This is a genomic window from Bacteroides timonensis (assembly GCF_000513195.1).
GTDB classification, from domain to species: domain Bacteria; phylum Bacteroidota; class Bacteroidia; order Bacteroidales; family Bacteroidaceae; genus Bacteroides; species Bacteroides timonensis.
The window spans coordinates 1-17,118 of sequence record NZ_CBVI010000079.1 but is presented as its reverse complement, the minus strand read 5'-3'; the positions used below and the strand labels follow the sequence as shown (position 1 = coordinate 17,118).

At 42.8% G+C, this 17,118-nt stretch carries 10 protein-coding genes; 9 read left to right on the top strand and 1 reads right to left on the bottom strand.

Annotated features, from left to right (window positions below; translation table 11 throughout):
• The coding region (locus tag BN161_RS30125) for a hypothetical protein (RefSeq protein ID WP_209441905.1) at window positions 1-339 on the bottom strand (339 nt) is incomplete at its 3' end.
• 824 nt (window positions 340-1,163) lie between these two features.
• Between BN161_RS30125 and BN161_RS14870 the strand changes: the two genes are divergently transcribed.
• From BN161_RS14870 to BN161_RS14830, 9 genes are all read left to right on the top strand, one after another.
• Window positions 1,164-3,338 carry a hypothetical protein gene (locus BN161_RS14870; RefSeq protein WP_044267543.1) on the top strand — a complete coding sequence of 725 codons (2,175 nt, stop codon included), beginning with the start codon at window positions 1,164-1,166 and terminating at the stop codon, window positions 3,336-3,338.
• 12 nt (window positions 3,339-3,350) lie between these two features.
• Entirely contained in the window at window positions 3,351-4,904 is a 1,554-nt protein-coding gene (locus BN161_RS14865; RefSeq protein ID WP_044267542.1) for an O-antigen ligase family protein, read from the top strand.
• A 13-nt stretch (window positions 4,905-4,917) separates the two neighbouring features.
• Entirely contained in the window at window positions 4,918-5,100 is a 183-nt protein-coding gene (locus BN161_RS14860) for a tetratricopeptide repeat protein (RefSeq protein ID WP_125910845.1), read from the top strand.
• A gap of 23 nt (window positions 5,101-5,123) precedes the next feature.
• On the top strand, window positions 5,124-6,689 hold the full coding sequence (locus tag BN161_RS14855; protein ID WP_044267538.1) for a hypothetical protein: 1,566 nt from the start codon (window positions 5,124-5,126) through the stop codon (window positions 6,687-6,689).
• Window positions 6,686-7,231 carry a DUF5043 domain-containing protein gene (locus BN161_RS14850; RefSeq protein ID WP_044267536.1) on the top strand — a complete coding sequence of 182 codons (546 nt, stop codon included), beginning with the start codon at window positions 6,686-6,688 and terminating at the stop codon, window positions 7,229-7,231. The genes BN161_RS14855 and BN161_RS14850 overlap by 4 nt, the downstream gene beginning before the upstream one ends.
• Before the next feature lie 41 nt (window positions 7,232-7,272).
• Entirely contained in the window at window positions 7,273-7,818 is a 546-nt protein-coding gene (locus tag BN161_RS14845) for a DUF5043 domain-containing protein (protein ID WP_044267534.1), read from the top strand.
• 109 nt (window positions 7,819-7,927) lie between these two features.
• Window positions 7,928-10,840: a glycoside hydrolase family 2 protein gene (locus tag BN161_RS14840; protein WP_044267532.1), complete on the top strand. Its 2,913-nt coding sequence runs from the start codon at window positions 7,928-7,930 to the stop codon at window positions 10,838-10,840.
• Window positions 10,841-11,206: 366 nt separating this feature from the next.
• On the top strand, window positions 11,207-13,357 hold the full coding sequence (locus tag BN161_RS14835; protein WP_044267530.1) for a hypothetical protein: 2,151 nt from the start codon (window positions 11,207-11,209) through the stop codon (window positions 13,355-13,357).
• A gap of 509 nt (window positions 13,358-13,866) precedes the next feature.
• A complete protein-coding gene (locus tag BN161_RS14830) occupies window positions 13,867-17,028 on the top strand; it encodes a DUF4450 domain-containing protein (RefSeq protein WP_052356302.1) in 3,162 nt (1,053 codons plus the stop codon).
• Window positions 17,029-17,118: the final 90 nt, after the last annotated feature.

Here is a 17,118-nt window from a genome sequence, read left to right as displayed (position 1 = left end):
TAGTCTATTCCTCTGGCTTTTTGCCGTCATATTCCTTTTTTTAAAATCATTTCGCCATCTTGCCGAGACAAACGCTTTGTTCATGCGGCGAATCAGCATTCCTCCCCCAAGCTGTCCGAAAAGTGAGAGGAGCGAGAGTAAAATGAGCTCAACTTTTATTTGAAAGCAAAAAAAGAAAAGTGAACGGGCGCTTACAATAAATCCGTACCCGGCATTTTGACATTCAACATGTTCATGGTACCTTTGTTGAAATGAAAACAAAACAAGAGAAAGGAGATCTGAATATAGGAAGGTTGCGGCTAAAAGGGCTACACCATTTGCCTGAAAGGGTGTAGCCATGTGTCCCAAATGGTGTAGCCATGCGCTTGAAAAGGTGTAGCCCTACCGGATAAAAGGTTATTCTGTCCGAAATATGAGCGTAAGTTTCCTCTGAAAAAGGTTTTATCCGCTACTTTCCGGTATATTCCGTTCGTTTCCGTAATGTCTATTTGATTGAAAATTCACCTTAAATAGATATTTTGAATCTTTTATAAGAGTATTTCCATATAATATCCTTTTTATTATCCGTATACGCTTTCTATTTGCATTTCCCTGATGAGGATTCCTTGCATTCTTTTTCATCAAGCACCGCACGATGGAGAAATACTCGATCCAGACAATCATTATCTCATATCTCCGCACAAAACGATAACTGACAAATAAATTCTGCTAATGGAAGTAAATATGGAGAACAAACGAGTTCCGTATCACTTCATAAGTTTCATTAGTTCACCACAGAGTAACACAGTATCACAGAGTTCAATCAATTTGAAATCAAAAGAATAGAACTCCGTGATACTCTGTGTTACTCTGTGGTGAAAACTCCTTTCTTTTTGGTACTGCAAAGTATCTGCATTTAGTGTAGCTTACAAGTGAAAAAACAACCGAATAACTGTATGCTAATGAGAGTCGTGTTTTCTTATGGTTTTACAAAAGTGATGCTGAACTATAGAATTTAGAGTAATAATTATTATAAAAAGAGTATTTATTCCTATCTATAAAACACTAATTTATTGCTAGATAGTTACTTATAAATTTGACGCTTGCGCTTCAATCTTATAAGGGCATATTTGTCAGCAAATAATGTTCTACCTTTGTTCCGACAAAATAAATGAAATCAGAATATGAAAAACACATGTTTTGGGATGATAATATTATTTGCTCTAACAGCTTGCAATCCTTATTCACCTGAATTGAAGGAAGCTTTGGAATTAGCTGGTAATAACCGTTCTGAACTTGAAGCAGTACTCAATCATTTTAAAGATCGAGGCAAAGTACCTTATAAATCGGCTTGCTTTTTAATAGCTAACATGAGATACCACGAAAGTAAGGATAAAATTCTTATGGATAATCTATATAACAGCTATTTCTCCCAGACAGATTCCCTTTATAAAGTAATGTTCAGTGGCATGTCTTTGTACGAACAGCGACAATATAAGGGAAGAGAATATGATTCTCTACGCCAGACTTTAGGAGATGATTTTAATGCATTACCAAATCCTGACATAAAATCAAAAGTTTATATTTCAGATTTGCAAACAATCCACGCTGATTTTCTGATTGATAATATTGAAGAAGCTCTCCGGGTTTGGGAGGCGAATGAATACACATTTGAAAAAGACTTTGATTTTTTCAAAGAGTTTATCCTTCCATATCGTGTTACTAATGAATCTCTTGCGCACAAACGCAGTGAAATACGTAAAATGTACGAGACTCTATTAATGGATACAGTTTCCATTTCCACCAAACTTGAACGTTACAAAGTCTATGTAGATAAATGCAGATGGATAAACCAATATATAAAACCTAAAGGGCATTTAGGGCTTTATGACTTATTTGTACCAAAATTTAAGATGGATTGTCATAATATGACTAACTGGAGTTGTAATGTTCTTCGTGCTTGTGGAGTGCCAACTGTGTATGAATACACTCCTAAATGGGCAGATCGCGATAAACGACATTTTTGGTGTGTATCTCCTGACACTACTAGCATTCTGCAACCTTACACGGCACCAGATAATAATCTTAGAGAAGACTGGGAAAGTGATATCAAATATGCGGGTAAAGTTTATCGGAAGACTTTTGGTGCACAGAAAGACGCCCCTTATTTTCTGGCCGGTGAAGACGAATTCATTCCCGAAGAATTCAATACTCCATTGATTAGTGATCAAACCTTTAGGTATCATCAGACGGTGACTCTAAGATTGCCTATAGAAATGAATATGACTAATAAATTAGTTTATCTGGCAATGTTCACTGTTGATAATCAATTGATTCCTGTGGGATGGGGAAATGTGGAATATTCTAAAGGAGAAATTGTTTTTAAGCAAGTACCTTTGAACATACTATTCTTTCCTGTTTGTTATGATGATGATAGGATGTTGAGTATTTCAGAACCTTTTATAATTCATTCAGTCTGTGGTTCGGATAATATTCCTCATCCGCTAACTACTAATGAACAGCCTAAGAATCCGGTGGATGTATCAGTTTTAGATGGTCATTTAGTGTTTACACATAAACAGAACGAAAAAGTATCAGACCTGAAATATCTCACTTTGACTTGTGATACATCTCAAAAAGTGCAGTTACATTTATTGCGCAAGTATCCGGAAAAAAGAAGAATGAGATCCTTTCACGAAAAATTGAATGGAGCTTGTCTATTGGGGAGTAATCAGGAGAAAGGGAATTATGATACGCTATATATCCTTGATAAGACACCTGCCCCATATTTGCAAGAGATAACTTTTGAGAATTATAAAAAATACCGTTATTATCGTTTTTGTACATCCAATGGTGAACCGATAAATATTGCACATATGGAATTCCTTGGAAATAAATCTCCTAACCATAGTTGTACATTACCTACACCTCTTCCTTATTTTTCAGAGGCGGAAGTCGCGTTGCAAAAAAAGTGTTCATTATATCGAATTAATGGTATTCCCATTCGAACAGGTAGTAAACCGGAATATGCTTTCGACAATGATTTCAATACCTATGTGGGAGCTTCCAGTATTGGCATGGATTTTAAAACACCAATACAAATAACAAGTGTCCGTTTTATTCCCCGGAATGCTAATAATATGATTGTTCCTGGAAACAGCTATATGTTACTTTATTATGATGGTGAATGGAAAGAACACCAAATATTGTATGCAGAACATCATTTTCTGGATTTTAAAAATGTTCCAGCCGCGACTTTGTATTGGCTGAAAAATCTAACAGAAGGTAGAGAAGAACTTCCTTTCTTTTATATCAATGGAAAACAATATTTCTTGCATGTAGACAAAGGGTATCTTTAAATTGACTTTGAAATGAAAATTACCATAGATCATATAGTCTCGATCTTGCTGGGATTGGTGGTTTTAGCATCTGTATCCGGTTTACCTCCTGAGATATTCAGTCATACCAAAACGTTCGCAATTTTTGGTGTTGCCGGAATATTCTTGCTGATGAGTATATTCTTTTTTGTGGTTCTCAAAAAGGATATCAAATTGTCTAAGCTGGACTTGATTAGTTTTGGTTTCTTTGTGTTCTATCTGATTAATTTTTCAGATTTAGAAAGTTTATGGAATATAGGATGTTCGTGTTTATTGTTACTGTTCGTTGTTGTCCGTTTTATACGGAAGATACATTATGCCGTATTATTTAAAATTTGCCTTTGCGCCATAGCATTGCTTGCGGGTTGGGGTTATTTACAATATTTTGAATGCATATCTTCCAAAAGTGATTTTTTTCTTTTGACAGGACCGTTCCATAATCCGGCGGTTCTTGCAATTATGCTCAGTTTGCTGCTGGGTGTAGTCTATAACAGCTTTATATCATTTTACGGTTACTTCAAAAAGTGCCATATCTTATTCGTAATTACAATTATAATATTATTTTTCGGTACCTCCTTATTGATTTTAACCTATTCCCGTGCTTCTTATCTGGCTTTGTTGGTTTCTATCTTATATAATTTTTATCGGCAGTTTGTGGTCAATAAGCAAATAAAAAATCAAATGCTTTATTTGATCGGAATTTTACTTTTTATTTTGATTACTATTGGAGGAACATATCTTTTAAAGCCAAAGTCAGCGGACGGGCGTTTGTTAGTATGGAAAGTTAGTTGGGAAATGATACAGGATAAACCATTGACCGGATTTGGGAAAGGCGGATTTGCGGCAAACTATCTATATTATCAGGCGGATTACATGAAATCATCGGCTTCTTCTGCCGAGAAAGCCTTGGCGGGAAGTACGCATCTTGCTTTCAATGACCTGCTATGTATAATAGTTGAGCGTGGATTAATAGGACTGCTTGTCTACTTAACGTTTATAGTTGGAATATTTCTCTCATATAGAGATAGAACCCGTATTTCTCTTGTCTTGAAATCATTTCTGATCGGTTTCATAATATGGAGTATGTTTGCTTATCCTGATCAAGTGTTTCCTGTTCTTACATTGTGGATTATCGGCATGGCTTGCTATTTGAATCAAAGGTCAAGAAGTAAGAACTGTTTTTTATCAATTCATAAAGCTGCTTCAATTGTGTTGATAGCGGTTGTGTATTGTGCTAGTTTCTTTTTATGCGCAAAAGTCTGGATAAAATGGAAAGCTTACCATAGTTTGTATATTTGTCTGAATGCTCATGACTTTAGAGAAGTATTTAAACAGACTGGCTATTTTATTGATTTTAAGAAAGAGATGAAAGGAGACGTTAGTTTCCTCTATCTTTATTGTAAACTTACCAAAATGGAAAATCAGGACAAAGAGTTCATCCATACTGTTCGTTATCTGGAAGAAAAATTTCCTTCTCCGGATTTATTATTGATGAAGGGTGATTATCTGAAAGAAAAAGGCTTGTGGCGAGAAGCAAACAGCTTATAAATTGGCGGCGTATATGGTTCCTACGTTACAAATGCCTCGCGGTAAATTAGCGTTCATGTATAATGAGGTTGGACGTAAGAAAGAGGCGGTTGAAATAGCTCGTGAGATACTGGCTGAGCATGTGAAAGTGTATGGATTTGATACATTTAAACTGCATCGCGAATTGAAAAAAATCTTCGAAGATGAATTAAAATAATTGTTTACCTAAAAAGAAAAAGCATGAAAAACATTGGAAAATGTAAAAAATGGCGTATCTTGGCATACATCAGTGTACTGGGCATGTTGTTTGCTTGTGCCGACCAAATGTTGTTGGATAATGAGAACCCTGCGGTAAGGCAAGCAAAGAACAAGAATCAGGAACTGACGGTCTCTGTTGCGAGGCAATGGTTTGAAAGTAAATACACCCCGGTAGTGCCCACACGATCTGTAGACGGAACAGAACGGCTTCAAAAACCTTATTGGGAAAAAGCCAAAGAGCACAACAGAAAACGGTATGAGGTTGTGGAAACTCCTATACTTAGCCAGGGTGTACATGTGGTGATGGATCGTGAGACCGCTGCGTATTGGGAATCCGGAATGAAGTCTGATTTTATTAGAAATACGATTCGGATGGTAGTTTTACGGGATAAGAAAAAAGGTACTACAAGGAGCTTTATTATGACTTTTGTCGGTACTTTGGAGTATTTGAAAAAAACTCGTACCATAGGAAAGAATAGCTATTTGTATCGTCAGCCGGATTTCAGCGGTTCTGTACTTTTTCATGAATTGGATGGAACATTTATGAATGGATGGAGATATTCGGAAGGTAAAATTGTAGCAACTTTGTCAGCGATAAGCAATGATGAGCAGCAGGCAATGGACACGCTTGGTGTGCAGACGCGCGCTGAAGTAGAAGTCTGCTATGAAAGTTGCTTCCCTGTTTTCGAAGATGATTGCACTTATTCGTATGTTGAAACCGGTGATTTAGAATCCGGTATAGTCCTTGAAATTGAGGAAAATTGTGTACCTAAATATAAAGGGGACGACTGTGTGAAAGATTGTTATTGGGAGGATGATGGTAGTGATGATGAAGAAGAGGATGATTGGTGGAAGGATTATCCATCGGGAGGTGCTATTATTCCTCCAAATACAGGTAATAATAATACTAATACTAGCCCGAAAGCTAAAAATATATTCCGAAATTCAAATATGACGGAAACTAACTGGGCGGCATTAGAGAGAATGCTTGATAAAATCATGGCGGACTGCATGGGAGAAGCATTATATAATGGACTGGCGAATTTTCTTGGTGGACAAACGTTATCTATCCAGATTAATGATGGGACAGGTGGCTCATTCGGACCGCAAGGAGAATCAGTAGGCATTTCTCTTGGTGGTCAGATGGAAAGTAACCAACTATTTCATGAAATGATGCATGCATATAGAACTTATCAGGAGACGCCTTCTTCTTATAATGATTCTATGTTGAACGGAGAGATAGAAGCATGGTATGCACAGTATCTTTATACAAGCAGATTGCCAGAATATCCGGGGAGCAAGTGGGAGGAAAGGGATAATACTGATCCTCGGCGTATTGCGATTGTGAATCTAACAAGATATATTGATCATAAGGGAAACATGCTTTCTGGAAAAAGTATTGTAGATTTAGAGGATGAAATAATGAATATAGTTGTACCTACTTTTCATCAAGATGAGTATACAGCAGATAAATATCCTTTTGATTATGATAGACCGGGATTGGAAAATTTTACAAATCTAAAAAAAATAACATTAAATTGCTTATGAAAACTTTTATTATTTTTATTAGTATATTGCTCTGTGCTACCTATATGCAAGCACAAACGAACTATTATACCACTACTAAAACATTCAACGAAAGTGGTTATACTTATCAGTGTGATGTGAGGAGTTCTGGATTTGTTACGCTTTACAATAAGAGTAATAAATGGATCTATGTTCATTCTATTTACAAGGATACAGGCAAAAATTTTGTGCAAGATGAGGCCGGTGATGGCATTAAATTACTTGAAAGCGACACTTGGACGCGTTCAAAACGTTTTTCTATTGTTAATTCCGCATTTTCAGCCAGTGAGAAGCAAAGGATAAAAGGAAATGATTTCAATATAATTATGTACATAAATTCAAGTACTGGTAAAGTGGATGAAGTAAGCTTTGAATTTCACAAATCCGATCCTCTTGCCACCATTCCTGTTTCTGTTTATCGCAAGATTGAAACCGAAATCAAGAAAAATATCTGGTATACTCCGACTACCGTGGGAAAGAAATTGAGTTATATCTTTTATTGGTGGGCGCAAGAACCTAAATAGTGGTTAGTTTAAATAATTCGTCTGTGCGTATAAATTTGCTTATGAAAACTTTAATTGCTTCTATCTGTATTTTATTCTATGTGGCATATTTACATGCACAGACGAATTATTATACCACTACCAAGACATTTTACGAAAGTGATTACACTTATCAGTGCGATGTAGCTGCTTCTAGATTTGTTTCACTTTATAATAAGAGCAATAAATGGATAAATATTTATCCGGTCTATAAAGATACAGGTAAAAGTTTTGTGCAAGACGAAGCCGGTGATGGCATTAAGCTGCTTGAAAGTGACACTTGGACACGTTCTAAACGTTTCTCTATTGTCAATTCCGCATTCTCTGCTAGTGAGAAGCAGAGAATAAAGGGGCATGACTTTACTATAATAATGTATGTAAATTCGAGTACCGGTAAAGTTGATGAAGTAAGCTTTGAGTTTCCAAATTTTAGACCTTACGCCACTATTCCTGTTTCTGTTTATCGCAAGATTGAAACCGAAATCAAGGAAAATATCTGGTATACTCCGACTACCGTGGGAAAGAAATTGAATTATATCTTTTATTGGTGGGCGCAAGAGCCTAAATAGTAAGTCATTCTCTTTCCGTCATTTTGTACAGCTAGAAAATCATTCTATTTATTTCCTGTTTGCCTGAGAATACCTTCCTTTGTAAAATCGAATAATAAAGCCAAATACTATGAGCAGAAAGCACTTTCTCGGAACCATCCTTCTCTTACTGACCACTTGGGTTGTACAAGCCCAGAAAACGGAACGCCAATATCTTTCCGGTACCGGACTGGGCAACACGGTAACCTGGCAATTCCGCATCTCCGAAGGTCGGAATAGCGGACGCTGGAGTAAAATAGAAGTCCCCTCACAATGGGAATTGCAAGGCTTCGGCGAATACACCTACGGGCGCTGGTATAAAAATCCGGGCGTAAAGAACCCTTCAATGGAAGAAGGCACATACAAACGCTCCTTCCGCATACCCCGCAACTGGCAAGGACAGAACATACGTCTCTGGTTCGATGGTGTCATGACCGATACCGAGGTTTTCATTAACGGGCAGTCAGCAGGTCCGGTGCATCAGGGCGGTTTCTATCGCTTCTCTTATGACGTAACGGAACTGCTGAGATACGGAAGCAACAACCAAATAGAAGTACGGGTGAAGAAACATTCTGATAACCGTACAGTAAATGCCGCCGAACGTAAAGCGGACTGGTGGCTATTCGGTGGAATATACCGCCCGGTATGGCTGGAAGCAAAACCGGCAACACATATAGAACGTCTGGCTGTAGACGCCCGTGCCGATGGGGAACTGAAGGTTGAAGTACATCTACAAGGTACTACCGGTGAAGAAAGCCTCTCCATGGAAGTAGTGCCGATATCCACGAAGGATGCCGAACACCACCCCGTGAAGGTTACTAAAGAACCCGTTCAGCTGTTGACCGCTCATTTTGACGGTATTTCTCCATGGACTCCTGAGTCTCCTGTACTCTATCGGCTTACAGTCTCTTTGCTCGGCAAGGAAGGAAATGTCATTCATTCCATGGATACCCGTATCGGTTTCCGCACCATTGATTTCCGTCCCCGCGACGGGCTCTACCTGAACGGTACGAAGCTGGTTATGAAGGGAATCAACCGCCACTCCTTCCATCCCGACGGCGGACGAACCACGAACCGCGAACTTAGCCTACAAGACGTGAAGCTCATCAAGGAAATGAATATGAACGCCGTCCGTTCCCATTATCCGCCCGATGAGCATTTCCTCGATGCCTGCGATTCGCTGGGCTTGCTTTATATTGATGAACTGGCAGGCTGGCAAAATGCTTACGATACCCCGACCGGTACCCGGCTTGTCCACGAAATGCTGACGCGCGATGTGAATCATCCATGTATCGTGTTGTGGAGCAATGGCAACGAAGGCGGATGGAATACTGCCGTAGACAGCCTGTTCCATACATACGATCCCCAGAAACGTCATGTCATCCATCCCTGGGCGGACTTTGATAAACTGGATACCCATCACTATCCCGCTTATCTCACAGGGGTGGCTCGTTTCACCAATGGCTATAAGGTCTTTATGCCCGCCGAGTTCATGCACGGCCAGTACGACCAGGGACATGGTGCCGGATTGGAAGATTTCTGGGCACGCTATACCGCTCATCCACTCTTTGCCGGAGGTTTCATGTGGGCATATAGTGATGAGGCAGTGCGTCGTTCGGATCGCGGCGGGGCACTGGACAGTGAAGATTATAATGCACCGGATGGTATTCTAGGGCCTTTCCGGGAAAAAGAGGGCAGTTATTATTCAGTTCGTGAAGTCTGGTCGCCAATACATATAGAACCGTTGATGATTACTCCTTCATTCCGTGGAGATTTCCGGGTATCGAACAGATATCTGTTTACAAACCTGGGTGCATGCTCCATGCACTGGCGCATGCTTCATTGCACGTCACCACTGAATGGTGATGGAGAAGGGGAAGTTGTGACAGTAGCTGACAGAGGTGCACAGGCATGGCGTCAGGTACTGGACAGTGGAATGGTGCAGTTACCGTCATTGGTTCCCGGAGAAACGGGGTTTGCACGCATCGATCTGCCGGATAATTTCTTCAATGGAGATATTCTGGAACTTGAAGCTTATGGAGCAGATGGCGAGAGTGTCTGTATACGTACATTTCCGATACATTATGCGAAAGACTATCTGAAAGGTGAGTTACAGTCGAAGGGGGCAGATGCTTATTCGTCCGGTTCGCAAAGTGTAGCTGCAAATAATTGCCGTATTGAGGAAATCGATACTCTGATTACATTACGTTCTTCTGCCGTCACTGTTTCTTTCCGAAAGAGTGATGCCACTATCACTTCCGTGACAAGGAATGCTGATGGACGAATCATTCCGTTGAAAGATGGTCCTGTTGCTGTTGGGATGAAGATGGTATTGGCTGATTTGTCTGCTCGTACGGAAAATGGAGATGCGGTTCTTTGTGCCCGTTATCGTGGTGCGGCGGACTCTATTGTTTGGCGTCTGACGCCGGACGGATTGCTCTCGATGGATGCTGTGTTGCTGAACCGAGCTTCCGGTGGTGGTGGCTTCGACGATGCTTTTACGGACACGGAAGTACTGAATCTTGGCCTTACCTTCTCTTATCCTGAGTCAGAATGTTCCGGTATGCGTTGGATGGGACGTGGTCCATATCGTGTATGGAAGAATCGTATTCCGGGGGCAAATTATGGTGTCTGGCAGAAAGATTATAATAATACAATCACCGGTGAAAGTACCGAACGTCTGGTTTATCCGGAGTTCAAGGGCTATCATGCCAATCTCTACTGGGCAACTTTGCAAAGTTCTACCGCTCCATTTACGGTTTATGCGGCGAGTGACGGGATATTCCTGCGAGTATTTACCCCCGAAGAACCTCACGGACGTCAGGATGGCCTGAACACCATGCCCGACTTCCCTGCTGGAGATATTTCCTTCCTGCTCGATATACCTGCTATCCGTTGCTTCAAACCTATTAGTCAGCACGGACCGCAGAGCCAGCCGGGAATTATCCGTATCAAGAAGGGAGATGAAGGGTTGAGGCTGAACCTGATATTTGACTTTAGGTAAATGGTAATTTATCGGTGAAATACTCGGACTATCTCAATTCCCCTCCTCCGAGGAGGAGGGGTGCCCAGAGGGCGGGGTGGTAGGTGGGAAAGAATTCCTTAATATTCTTATTAATAGGTATTTATTATTTTACCTACCACCTCCCCCTACGGGTACTCCTCCTCCGAGGAGGAGGAGAACGTACCTTAATAAGAAAAATTAGATAATATGTCAGCGAAGCTAATTGAGATAGTTCTGCCTATTCATTCTCACCGCTAAATTATCATTTTCCTTATTATTTCCGCCAAGCCCTGCACCGCCCCCTTTATCGGAAACTACTATCTTTGTGCCCAGCTATTAATCTAACTATCTGTTATAAAGAATACCATGAAAAAAGTATTTTATTCCCTTCTCGCCGCTTTCGTGCTGACGGCTTGTGGTTCGGAGAAACAAGCTCCGATAGACCGTGAAGCATTGGTGGCCCGTAACAATCCCCAAGTATCCTCATTCGATTCGTTGGCTTCGCTTAGTGTCGGCAACGGTGAATTTGCGTTCACGGTAGATGCTACCGGTTTGCAGACATTTCCGGCCATGTATAGTAAAGGTGTACCCTTGGGCACACAGAGTCAGTGGGGCTGGCATTCATTTGCCAATCCTAAAGGATATAAGCATGAGGAAACACTGAAATCCTATGATTTCGGTCGTGGTCACGAAGAACTCTATGCCTGCCAGTTTAAGGAACCGGGTCGCCAGAAAGAATCTTCCGATTGGTTTCGTGTGAATCCGCATCGCCTGCATCTGGGCATTATAGGCCTCGAACTGGGTGAGGGAGTGAAAGCTTCTGATATTACTGAGATTCAGCAGACACTGAATATGTGGAAAGGTGAAATCACCAGCCACTTCATGTTGAATGGCAATGCTTTCGATGTGCAGACAGTCTGCCATCCTAACCAGGATATGATTTCTGCTTGTGTTACCAGTCGTGCGCATGCGGGGGTTAATCTGCGTTTTCCTTATCCTACAGGCGGACATGCCGATGATGCCTGCAATTGGAATGCGAACGACAAACATTCCACAACTATCGTTCGCCAGGATGCTCAAAGTACTTTGTTGAAGCGTGTGCTTGACGAAACAACTTATTACGTAACCCTCCGTTGGGAAGGTAAGGCGAATCTGACTGAGAAGTCGAAGAACTATTTTGTACTGACCCCTGAAGAAGATATGCTGGCCTTTTCCTGCCTGTTTACACCGAATTTTCAGGGAACCATATTCGAAAGTGAACCTGCTGTCTATGCCGATGACAAAGCATTGCCTGCTTTCACCGAAACCGCTGCCGCCAGTGCTACATACTGGACGGATTTCTGGAAGAATGGTGCTGCCGTTGACTTCTCTCATTGCACGGATCCGCGTGCCCCGGAATTGGAACGTCGCGTGTTGTTGAGTCAGTATCTGCTTGCTATCCAGTCGGCTGGAAGTGTACCTCCGCAGGAAACAGGTTTGACTTATAACTCCTGGTTTGGTAAATTCCATCTCGAAATGATCTGGTGGCATCAGGCATGGCAACCTCTTTGGGGACATGCCAATCTGCTAGACCGTACACTGGGTTGGTACGAAACTGTAGAGCCTGTTGCTCGTGAAATAGCTCGTCGTCAAGGGTTCCCCGGCGTACGCTGGATGAAAATGACCGACCCCAGTGGTACGGAAGCTCCCTCGAATGTAGGTTCTTTCCTGATCTGGCAACAACCGCACTTTATCTATCTGGCAGAACTTGTCTACCGTGCCAATCCTTCGGATGAAGTGATTAAGAAATACAATCGTCTGGTGCAGGAAACTGCCGAGTTCATGTATGCTTTTGCAACTTATGATGAGTTTCACGGACGTTTCATTCTGAAGGGAGCTATCCCTGCACAAGAGACGCTGCGTGCAGCTACTACCATCAACCCGCCTTTTGAATTGTCTTACTGGCACTTTGCCATGCAGACCGCGCAGAAGTGGCGCGAGCGTGCTGGAGAGAAGCGTAATCTGGAGTGGGATGAGATGATTGATAAACTTTCTCCGCTTGCCTATAATGAGGATCATCTTTACCTTGCTTCCGAAGATGCTGTCGATACATACAAAGATATTCGTTTTACCAGCGATCACATGGCTGTATTGGGGGCTGTAGGTATCCTTCCGATGAATAAGCTCATTCGTGACGACTACATGAAGAATACCCTGCACTGGGTGTGGGACAACTGGAACTGGGGTAAGACCTGGGGATGGGATTATCCGATGACTGCCATGAATGCCACTCGTCTGGGCGAGCCGGAAAAAGCTGTCGGCGCCCTGCTGATGGATAAGCGCACGAATACGTATTTGCAGAACGGACATAACTACCAGGATGGTCGTCTGCGCTGTTACCTGCCCGGTAATGGAGGCTTGCTGACTGCCGTAGCATTAATGTGTGCCGGTTGGGATGGCTGCCAGGTGAAGAATCCGGGCTTCCCGCAGGATGGAACATGGGATGTCCGTTGGGAAGGTTTGAAACCGATGCCGTAATCCTACAGTAATGAGCTAAATGCTAATTTAATGTACTTTCTTTTGCCTTGATGCAAAAGAAAGATACCAAAGAAAACATCAAGGCTGCACTTCCGGGGCTACTCCGGTAGTATTTTCAGCTAAAGGGCAGGAACTCGCTACGCTCAAACAGCCTGCCCTTCTTAACGCTGAAAACACTACCTTCGCTTAACGCCCCTACAGTGAGGCCGGGAGACCATATGGGTGAGAGTGCCGGATGTAATAATGCGCAGCCACTTCCACAGCGCAGCTCTCGGGCATAGGCGTAGGTGCGTAAGCGGAGGTGCTGTCAGGCACAGGTAAGGGGCGATTGTCTGAGCGTAGCGAGTTCGAGCCCCGGCTGTGCATGGCAGTATCGGAGTAGCACCGAAGACTCAGCCCGGGTCCTTTCTTTTTGATACTTTTTCTTTCGGACAAGCGAAAGAAAAAGTATAAGATAAATTCCCATTTAATTCATAACCTTACAAAAAAGAATTAACTCATAACATGTAATGAAACGAATCTTTTTCTATATCCTCATCTCCTTGTTGCCTGCTTTCGCCTATGCGCAATATACCACCGGTAATAAACCGAAAAGTGCCGGTGACCGCATCGAATCCACCTCTTACAATGATCATAAGCGGGGTGCTGCCCGTACCCTGCAATATCGCCCGGACGGTGAAGATTTTGTAAGTATCAATGGAAAGAACCGCTATACTCGTGCCCTTTATGGCAGCCATACCGCTTTCCGTCTGGAAACGAGTGACCGTCCTATTTTTGCTGTCTACGAAAAGCGCAACAGTAAGAATATACATTTCCATCTCGTACTGGCTGATAGTTCAGTGACTCCATTAGAAGAAACCGCTTGGTGTGAGTCTCGCTACACTCCCGGACGGCGTTCCTATCGTCTGAAGCACCCTTCCTGGGGAGCAGATGCTGAACTGCAAATCTCTGCTCTTGCTTTGCCGGATGAAGATGCTGCCATTTGGAAGATTACTCCCGTAAATATGCCTGTAGGTGCAGTTTTGCGCCCTATGTTGAGTGAAATCCGCCTGAACAGATTGAGCCGTAACGGTGACATGGGGGCCGATCCTCCCGGTTGTTTTGATGCGCCCGAGCAACCTCAACAATTACAATCATTGGGTATCTCCCTTTTCGACCGGCAGGATGTTTATGTACTAGTACGTGACTATTCCTTGGTAGTACCTTCACAGGAAGAAGGTATTGCCCTTTATAATAAGTCTGAACAAGCCCGTGCCGATCTTGCCTCACGTATCAGGATCACAACCCCCGATCCATACTTTAATACTCTGGGTGGTGCCCTTGCTGTAGCTGCTGATGGTATTTGGGATGGTGAAGTCTGGTTGCATGGTGCTATTGGCTGGCGCATGCCTCTCAGTGGCTGGCGTGCTGCTTATACCGGTGATGCCTTAGGTTGGCACGACCGTGCCCGTACGCACTTCAATGCTTATGCCGCCAGTCAGGTGACAGAAGTGCCGAACACAATTCCACACCCTGCACAGGATTCAGCTCTTGCTTTGGCGCGCTCTGAAAAGAAGTGGGGAACACCCCAATATAGCAACGGTTATATCTGCCGTAACCCCCGTCGGAACGATCAGATGCATCATTATGACATGAATCTTTGTTATATTGATGAACTCTTGTGGCATTTCAACTGGACCGGTGATTTGGAATACGCCCGCCGTATGTGGCCTGTCCTGACCCGTCACCTTGCCTGGGAAAAACGAAACTATGATCCCGATAATGACGGACTTTATGATGCCTATGCCTGCATCTGGGCAAGTGATGCCCTTTATTATAATAGTGGTGCGGTCACTCATTCTTCTGCCTATAACTATCGTTCCAATCGCCTCGCAGCTATGATTGCCGAGAAAATTGGAGAAGACCCTGCACCCTATCGTGAAGAAGCTGACAGAATACTGAAAGCTCTGAATGCCCGCCTTTGGATGCCCGAACGTGGACATTGGGCTGAGTTTCAGGATTTCATGGGGCATAAACGTCTGCATACCAGTCCCGGTGTATGGACTATTTATCATGCACTGGATAGTGACATCGCTGATCCTTTCCAAGCTTATCTTGCCACCAGTTATGTGGATCGCGAAATACCGCATATCCCCGTTCATGGCGATGGTTTGAAAGATGAAGGTTATGCTACTATCTCCACTACAAACTGGTTGCCTTATTCCTGGAGTATCAACAATGTTGCTTTTGCCGAAGTGATGCATACTGCTCTTGCTTATTTCCAGGCAGGACGTGCGGATACAGGTTTTCATCTGCTCAAGAGTTCTGTCCTCGATGGCATGTATCTGGGGGAAAGCCCCGGTAACTTCGGGCAAATCAGTTTCTATGATGCTGCCCGTGGAGAATGTTACCGTGATTTCGGGGATCCTATAGGTGTAGCTTCTCGTGTATTGATACAAGGACTCTATGGTATCCTTCCTGATGCCATGAACGGACGCCTGCTGGTGAAACCCGGCTTACCCTCCTCTTGGCCTTTTGCATCTCTGCATACTCCGGATATTGATTTTGACTTTAAGCATACTAATGAAGCGGTAACATCCTATACAATCATTCACCGATTACCTGCGGTGCGTACATTGGAACTTCAGTTTCCGGCACAGCGCTCGGAAGTGGCGAAACTTACAGTCAATGGAAAGCCTGCAACATGGACATTGGTAGAGAACTCTATCACCCGTCCGGTACTTTCCGTTGTTATCCCTGCTTCCTCGGATAAAAAAGTGGAAATTAACATTGAATGGGGTGGGGAAGTGCTTGGTAGTCCGACAAAGTCTCAGATAGAAGCTATTTCTGCTGAAGCTCCTGTTTGTTTTGTTCCGATGCAACAAGGGGATATGAAATGGTGGGCTCCTGTAGATAATCCGCTGGCCGCAGATAAGGATGATTCTATTCAGTTCTCCGCCTTCGCTAAAGTCAATTCTTCTAAGTGTGAACCGGTTGTGATGGATGAACAATTCAATTCTGCCGTTACAGATATATTCCGTAATGAGTATCTTTCACCTCGGTCTCCATATACCACTTTGCAGATACCCAAGCAAGGCATCGGTGAATGGTGCCATCCTTTGCATACGGTGGATATTGATGATTCCGGGCTTCGCTCTTCCGTTCAGAAGGGAGTGTTGAATACTAAGCTGGGAGTTCCTTTCCGTACTCCTGCTGAGGGCCAAAATATAGCTTTCACATCCTTGTGGGATAATTATCCGGATAGTTTGACGGTCTCTCTCAAAGGAAAGGCATGCCGTGCCTATTTACTCATGGCAGGTAGCACCAATCACATGCAGTGCCATATTGACAATGGGCTGATCCGTGTTTATTACAAAGATGGTACTTGCGATAAGATGGCTTTGCGTAATCCCGATAACTGGGCGCCCATTGAGCATATTTTCTTTGAAGATGGTCTGGCTTTCAACCGACATGCTCCGGCACTTTATCGCCTACGTCTTAAAACGGGCGAGATCAGCAATAACTTTGGAGAAGAATTAGGCTTTCCCGGTGCCTCCCGTGAATTGGATGGTGGTGCTGCCATATTGCTTGAAATGCCCTTGAATCCTGATAAGAAACTTTCCCACCTCGTTCTTGAAACTCTTTCTAATGATGTGGTGATTGGGTTGATGGGAATTACATTGCAACGATAATAGTATAATCACCACAGAGTGACACAGAGTCCCACTGAGTTCTGATTTCAAATTAAACTCTATGAGATTCTGTGTCACTCTGTGGTGAAA